A 7112-nucleotide genomic window follows, 5' to 3' on the forward strand; every position below is an offset into this window, starting at 1 on the left:
ACGGCGAGACCTTCGCGGAGCGCGCCCGCGCGACGCTGCCGCACGCGACCCCGTTCGACTTCCACGGTCGGTACTTCCCGGAGCTGCGGGCGGCGTCCGGCGAGTGAGGTCTGGATCCGGCGTCCGGCGGCTTCCCGACTACTCGTCGCGGTCGACGCGGACGACGTCGACGAGCGAGTACACCGGGACGCCGTCGATCTCGTCGTACCCCATCTTGTCGACGAGCACGACGCACGCGACGGGCTCGCCGCCCTGCTCGCGGATCGCGTCGATCGACTCCTGCATCGTCGTCCCCGAGGTGATGATGTCGTCGACGACGTAGCAGTCACGGTCGCGGATCGCGGCGAAGTTCCGCGAGAACCCGCCGCCCTGCTCGTCGATGTCGCCCTCCTCCCACTGGTGTTTCGCGGGGGCGTACGTCCCGAGGTCCGTGTCGAGCTGGTTGGCGACCGCGGTCGCGAGCGGCGCGCCGGCCTTCTCGATGCCGACGGTGAGATCGACCGCTTCGCCCTCCTTCGCCAGCAGGTCCGCCATCGCGCTCGCGGCGTACCGCAGCCGGGTCGAGTCGCGCCCGAGCGCCGACCAGTCGACGTGGATGTCGGCGGTGGAGGCCGTCTCGGTCGACTCGACCGCGTCGTTGCCGCCGCCTCGCTCGACGAGCCAGCTCGCGGTCTCCCGTGAGACGTTCAGCTCGTCGGCGATCTCCCCCTTCGAGAGACCGTGTTCCGCGAGCTCGGCCGCGCTGTCTATCAGGTCGTCAACGTTCTTCATATGAGCCGAATTCGACCGCCGTTTTAATAGTCGTGTCGTCATCCGCGAACGCGGCCTCGAACTCGTCGATCCCGTAGACGCCGGTGACCAGATCGTCGAGGAAGGACGCGGAGAACCGCGACAGCGCGTCGACGGCGGTCTCGAAGTGCTCGTAGCCGGAGTTGACGCTGCCCACGAGCGCCTTGTTGTGGAGCACGAACTCGCGGTGGAGCCGGCCGCCGTCGACCTCGAACGCCCAGTCGCCGGGGACGCCGAGCAGGGCGCCGACGCCGTTGGGCGCGAGCGCCTCGATCGTCTCGAAGGCGTGCGGGGCGTGGCCGGTGGCCTCGACGACGAAGTCCATCGGCTCGTACGCGGCCGGGACCGACGAGACCGGGGTCTCGTTGGAGTTGACGTACGTCGCGCCCAGCGACTCGATGACGTCGATCGTCGGGTCGGGGCGCTCCCGGCGGCCGAGACAGTAGATCCGGTCGAACGCCTCGTCGAGCGTCGCGACCGCCAGCAGCCCGAGCGAGCCGTTCCCCAACACGAGCGCCGACTCGGGGTCCCAGTGGAACGCCGACCGGCTCGCGTGGGCGTGTTCGATCGCCTTCGCCGCGATCGAGACGGGCTCGACGAGGAACCCCCAGTCGGCGAGTGCGGGCGGGATCTCGACGAGGAACTCCGCCGGGCTGGTGAAGTACTCGGCCATGAACCCGTGGGCGCCGACGATGCCGCGCTCGTGGTACTCGCCGGCCGGCGCCATGTCCGGCTCGCCGCGCGCGAAGTACTCGTTCGCCCCGTTCGGCGGCCGCCGAACCGTCGGCACGACGACGTCGCCGACCGCGAACGGCGTGTCGTTGGGGTCTTCGACCACGCCGACCGCCTCGTGGCCCAACACGAGGTGGTCCTCGCCCTCGGGGGCGCCCCCGTGCTCCCCGGCGATGACCTCGTGGTCCGTCCCGTCGACCCCGACGCGCAGCGTGCGGACGAGCGCCTCGCCGGCCGCCGGCTCCGGTCGCGGTTTCTCCGTCACGACCGGCTCGTCTGCCCCCTCGTAGACGGCTATCACGTTCATGATCCGACCGAGGTGACGAGCGGTCAAAAGATTTCTTTTATTCCGAGTAAAGAATTGGACCGACCTGACCGCGGGTTTTTCCCTGTCGTCGACCGAACCGCGGGGCGTGTGCACGCTCACGCTCGCCTGGCGGACGTTCGGCGACGCCCCGGTCGCCCTCGCCGCGAACCGCGACGAGGCGCACGACCGGCCCAGCGAGCCGCCCGCACTCCGTGACGGTGGCGCGTACGTCGCCCCGCGCGACGCCGAGGCCGGCGGGACGTGGATCGGGCTCGCCGCGACCGGGCTCGTCGTCGCCGTCACGAACCGGTGGCTCGAGGCCGACCGCGAGGGCGACCGGTCCCGCGGGCTCCTGGTCCGCGACTGTCTCGCGGCCGGCTCCGCCGAGGCCGCGGTCCGGACCGTCGAGCGCGAACTCGACTCCCGCGCGTACGAGGGGTTCAACCTCGTCCTCGCCGACGACGTCGCGGCGTTCTTCCTCTCGTACGACGGCGGACTCGCCGTCACGCGGCTCGACCCCGGCGTCCACGTCCTCGGCAACGTCGGCGGCGTGGTGAACGGCACGGAGCGGTTCGCGGTGCCCGACCGGCGCCGCGAGTTCGGCGCCGACCGCGTCGAGAGCGCGCGGCGGATCGCGGGCGCGCTCGTCCCCGAACCGGGCGAGGACGGCGAGCGGTGGCTCGACCGCGCGAGCGACTGCCTCGCCGACCACGAGTACGGCGCCTGCATCCACGGCGACGGCTACGGGACGCGGTCGTTCACGCGGATCCGAACCGGGCCGGACCCGGCGTTCGCCTTCGCGGACGGCCCGCCCTGCGAGACCCCCGCGGAGCCCGTGTCGCTGCCGTCGGCGTTCCGGTCCGACGGCTCCTCCGGGGGCGACGGCGCGGAAGGCCAGTTTTAAGCGACTCGCGGGCGGCCATCTGGACATGAGCGCGTCCGACCTCGAGGCCGACCTGTCGGCGGACCAACGCGCCGGCCTCGAACTCATCCGCGAGACCGGCGGCATCCACCAGAGCGACTTCTGGAAGGAACTCGACGTCTCCTCGCGGAAGGGGAGCCGCATCGCGGAGGCGTTAGAGCAGTCCGGACTCATCCAGCGCGAGGAAACCGTCTACGACGGGCACAACACCTACTACTTGGAGCCCGCCCCGCGCGACCTCGACTTCTCGCTTTTGATGGCCGGTGACATGCTGTCGCCGTTCATCGGCGAGGAGGAGGTCGACCCCCAGTCCGACGCCTTCTCGCAGTGGATGATGAACCTCGCGTACGAGGAGTACTAGGCGCCCGACCCGCCGTCGAACAACCCCGTCCGACCCGCCATCGAACTTCCTTTCCTCGTTCTCTCCGTTTCGATTCTCGCGACGCCGCCCCTCCTCGTCACAGCGGCCGGTACCCGGTACCCCGGATCGTGTCAGCTCAGCGCGAACACGAACAGGGCGACGCCGGCCACGAGCGTCAACAGGAGCACGCTCCGGCCGATCCCGGTCCGAATCTCGACGTCGAGGCCGAGCCGCGAGACCGCCTCTCGCGGGTGCATCGCGGTCCACTCGATCACGCCGACCAGGTCCATCACGACGCGGTCGACGGCGGCCCACAGCTCCGTGACGCCCCAGACCGACCCGCGGCCGAGGTAGAACGCCGCCGGGAAGAGGACGGCGTCGACGTCGGGCATCCGGTGGGCGAGCCAGCCGAGCGGGCGCTTCAGCGCGAAGAAGCCCGCGAAGCCGGCGACGAGCAGCGCGGCGCTCTCGGTCAGGTGGCTCCGGCTGTACGGTTTGAAGTAGACTTCGTCGCTGAGGATGAGATCCGTAAAGGGCATCAGCTCGATCAGCTGGGTGTAGAAGACGCCGAAGAAGACGCACGCCCCGCCGGCCAGCACCATCCCGGCCGTCTGGAACGCGGTGGCGTCGTCGGGCGACAGCGTCGCCGACCCGTGGAAGAACACGTAGTAGCCCAGCTTGATGAACGACATGAACGTCCCCACGCCGCCGAGGACGAGCAGCCACCAGAGCAGTCCGCTGTCTAGGAGCAGCACGTAGTTGTGGATCTCGTGGGCGGAGTCGAGCACCATTCCCTTCGAGACGAACCCGTTGAAGCCGGGGACGGCGGTAATCGAGGCCGCGCCGACGACGTATAGCAGGAAGGTGAGCGGCATCACTCGCCAGAGCCCGCCCATGTCGCGGATGTCCTCGACGCCGGTCCGGTAGATCACGACGCCGACGGCCATGAACAGCAGGCTCTTGTAGAGGACGTTGTTGAACAGGTGCGCGAAGCCGCCGGTGACGGCGAACTCGCCGACCGCGGTCGCGAGGCCGAACCCGGCGAGCATGTACCCCACCTGCGCCTGGATGTGGTACGACAGCAGCCGACGGGGGTCGTACTGGAGCAGCGCGAAGAACGCGCCGTAGACCGCCATGAACCCGCCGATGTACGCGAGCCACATCCCGCCCTCCGGGAACGCGCGGTACATCACGTACGCCGCGGTCTTCGTCGTGAACACCGAGAGGAACACCGACGCCGCGACGTGCGGACGCGGGTAGGTGTCGGGCAGCCAGCTGTGGAGGAAGACGAACCCGCAGTTGATCCCGATCCCGACCGCCCCGAGCAGCGCCGCGGCCGGGTGGAGCCCGGCCGTCGCCGAGAACAGGAACGTGCCGGCGTTCGCGTAGTGGACGATCACGGCCGCGAGCAGGATCGTCCCGCCGGTGCCGTGGTACAGCGCGTAGCGGTACCCCGCTCGCACCGCGGCGCCGCCGTGCTGCCAGACGAGCAGCGTGCTGGTGACCGCCATCAGCTCCCAGAAGAAGATCAGGGTGAGCCAGTCGCCGGCGTAGATCGTCCCGACGGTCGTGGCGACGTAGATCAGCGCGAACGCGGTCACCCACGTCGGCGCCTCGCTGCCGTACGCGTACAGCACCGCCGCCGTCGCGAGGAACCCGACGACGACGCCCATCAGTAGCGAGAACTGGTCGACGTTGAAGAAGACGACGTCGAACCCGAGGAACGTCGTCGCGAGGTGGGCGCCGGCTCCGCCGTCGCCGAGCAGCACCGCCTGGACGAAGGTGAACCCCGTCGCCAGCGCGGCGACCGCGTGACCCGCCCGCCGCGGGAGCGCGAGCACCGCGAGCGCCGCGAACGCGATCAGGACGTACGGCGGGATCGACGTGAGCACCCCGGTCGCGGTCACCACGGGCGACGCGGCGAGCGCCGGAAGGACGGCGGTCACGGGCGTCCCACCTCCTCGGGGAGCCGCGTGTCGACGATGCGCTCGATCAGCTCCAGGAAGCCCATCTCGTAGGGGATCACGCCGAGCAGCACCGCGAGGCTCATCGCGGCGAGGATCGGCCCGAGGGTGAACCACGTCGACTCGCGCCCGCGGAGGGCGGCGAGCCCCGCGACGTGCGCCCACCCTCCGGCGGCGGACCGCCGTGGTGGGCGTGGTCGTCGTGATCGCCATCGTGGCCGTCCTGGTCGTCGGCGTCGTGGTCGTCAGTATCGCGCTCTCTCTCCCTCCCGGCGGTCTCGCCTTGGGCCTCGTCGCGCCCGACGCCGAACGGCACGTCGGCGTCGGAGGGGCGTTGATCGACCGCGTAGTCACCGGTGTCGACGCGCGCCGCCGGCTCCGAGAAGTCGCGGTCGCTCGCGTCGAAGTCCGGGCGGACCACGCCCTCCTCGTCGGTCGGGAGGTCGTCGAACTCCGCGTCGGGGATGTCCGAGGCGTCCGCGCCCGCCGCGGCGTCGGCGTCCGCCGCGGGGGCGCCGGCGTCCTCGACGATGTCGTCGACGGCGTCGTCGTCGTTCTCGTCACCGTTGCCGGCGGTGTCGTCGTTCTCGTCACCGTTGTCGGCGTCGTCGCTCTCGTCGTCGCGTCCGCCATCGGGCCGGCCGCCGTCCGTGGCGGGCAGCGTCGACCGCCGTTCTCCGCCCATCGGGAAGTCGACGAGCGGCTTCGCGTCGTGGGCGTCCTCGGCCTCGAAGAAGGCGGTGTAGATCACCGGCCAGAAGTACGCGACGTTGAGCACGCCGGAGAGCAGCAGCGCGCCGGCGAGGTAGTAGCCGATCGGCGTCAGCTCCATCCCCATCTGTACCCCGCCGATCAGCATGTAGTACTTGCTGACGAACCCGGCCAGAAGCGGGATCCCGGCCATCCCGAGCGAGGCGACGGTGAACGCCCCCATGGTGAGCGGCATCCGCTTGCCGATCCCCGCCATCTGCGAGATGTAGTCGGTGTGCGTCGAGACGTGCAGGTTCCCCGCACAGAAGAACAGGGTGAGCTTCATGAACGCGTGCGCCGGGATGTGCAACAGCGCGCCCACGAGCCCGTACCACCCGAACAGCCCGAGTCCGAGCACGATGTAGCTCAGCTGGCTCACCGTCGAGTACGCGAGCCGCTGTTTCAGGTGGTCCTTCCGGAGGGCGATGAGCGAGGCCGCCGTCAGCGTGATCGCGCCGATCGTCGAGAGGACGAGCCCGGCGGTGAAGCCGAACGGCAGCGAGAGGTCGAAGACGAGTTCGGGGCCGAACACGTCGAGGACGACCCGCGAGACGCCGAACGCGCCGGCCTTGACGACCGCGACCGCGTGTAACAGCCCGGAGACGGGCGTCGGCGCGACCATCGCCTCGGGGAGCCACTGGTGTAACGGCATGATCCCGGCTTTCACGCCGAACCCGACCGCGAGCAGGAAGAAGGCGAGCATCGCCAGGCCGGGATCGGCGTTCGCGAGTTCTTGGATCCCGCCGGGCGTGAACGAGACCGTGCCCGCGAGCAGGTACACGAGCACGGTGCCGGCGAGCACGAGCACGCCGCCGCCGAACATCGTGTACGCGAGGTACTTCCGCCCGGCCGAGCGCGCCTCCGCCGTCTCGTCGTGGGCGACGAGCGGGTACGTCGCGATCGACAGCAGCTCGTAGAACACGAAGATCGTCACGAGGTTGCCCGCGAACGCGATCCCCATCGTCGTCGACAGCGCCACCGCGAACGCGGCGAAGTAGCGGGTCTGGTTGGGCTCGTCGAGCCCGCGCATGTACCCGACGCTGTAAAACGAGGTGATGATCCACAGCCCGCTCGCGAGGAACGCGAACAGCATGCCGAGCGCGTCCGCCCGCAACACGAACTCGATCCCGGGCAGGAACGTCCCGAGCGACGTCTCGAAGACCGCCCCGTCGAGGACGGCCGGCAGCATCGAGGCGACGATCCCGAACTTCGCGAGCGCGGCCGCGACCGTCCAGCCCTCGCGGACGTTCGGCGAGCGGTACGACGCGACGATGAGGAACGCCGCGA

7 protein-coding genes are annotated in these 7112 nt (G+C 70.2%); 3 read left to right on the forward strand and 4 right to left on the reverse strand.

Features of this window, described 5'->3' with window-relative positions; genetic code table 11:
• Nucleotides 1–107 (forward strand): carotenoid oxygenase family protein (locus GJ633_RS18530; RefSeq protein WP_197431328.1); only part of this gene is annotated, 107 nt, incomplete at its 5' end.
• Between the two features lie 31 nt (nucleotides 108–138).
• On the opposite strand, the gene gfcR is transcribed toward GJ633_RS18530, so the two are convergent.
• Nucleotides 139–771, reverse strand: a complete 633-nt coding sequence (gfcR, locus tag GJ633_RS12270; protein WP_156589060.1) for a transcriptional regulator GfcR — start codon at nucleotides 769–771, stop codon at nucleotides 139–141.
• Entirely contained in the window at nucleotides 758–1828 is a 1071-nt protein-coding gene (locus GJ633_RS12275) for a glucose 1-dehydrogenase (RefSeq protein WP_156589061.1), read from the reverse strand. Before GJ633_RS12275 ends, gfcR begins: the two co-directional genes overlap by 14 nt.
• 106 nt (nucleotides 1829–1934) lie before the next feature.
• Here GJ633_RS12275 and GJ633_RS12280 point away from each other — a divergent pair, with 106 nt between their 5' ends.
• Both GJ633_RS12280 and GJ633_RS12285 read left to right on the forward strand, forming a co-directional pair.
• Nucleotides 1935–2732: an NRDE family protein gene (locus tag GJ633_RS12280; RefSeq protein ID WP_321169062.1), complete on the forward strand. Its 798-nt coding sequence runs from the start codon at nucleotides 1935–1937 to the stop codon at nucleotides 2730–2732.
• Nucleotides 2733–2757: 25 nt separating this feature from the next.
• On the forward strand, nucleotides 2758–3111 hold the full coding sequence (locus GJ633_RS12285; protein WP_156589063.1) for a MarR family transcriptional regulator: 354 nt from the start codon (nucleotides 2758–2760) through the stop codon (nucleotides 3109–3111).
• A 131-nt stretch (nucleotides 3112–3242) separates the two neighbouring features.
• Here the strand turns inward: GJ633_RS12285 and GJ633_RS12290 are convergent, their stop codons facing one another.
• Nucleotides 3243–5057: a Na(+)/H(+) antiporter subunit D gene (locus tag GJ633_RS12290; protein WP_394351152.1), complete on the reverse strand. Its 1815-nt coding sequence runs from the start codon at nucleotides 5055–5057 to the stop codon at nucleotides 3243–3245.
• A 100-nt stretch (nucleotides 5058–5157) separates the two neighbouring features.
• Nucleotides 5158–7112, reverse strand: a 1955-nt coding sequence (locus GJ633_RS12295; RefSeq protein ID WP_394351153.1) for a cation:proton antiporter, incomplete at its 5' end; no start/stop codon positions are given.

Source organism: Halorubrum sp. CBA1125 (genome assembly GCF_009742825.1).
In the GTDB taxonomy this organism is placed as follows: Archaea; Halobacteriota; Halobacteria; order Halobacteriales; family Haloferacaceae; genus Halorubrum.

What these genes read in the sequence shown, in the direction of transcription:
- gfcR (WP_156589060.1), bottom strand. Translation starts at nt 771, where the DNA reads ATGAAGAACGTTGACGACCTGATAGACAGCGCGGCCGAGCTCGCGGAA.
- GJ633_RS12285 (WP_156589063.1), top strand. Translation starts at nt 2,758, where the DNA reads ATGAGCGCGTCCGACCTCGAGGCCGACCTGTCGGCGGACCAACGCGCC.
- GJ633_RS12275 (WP_156589061.1), bottom strand. Translation starts at nt 1,828, where the DNA reads ATGAACGTGATAGCCGTCTACGAGGGGGCAGACGAGCCGGTCGTGACG.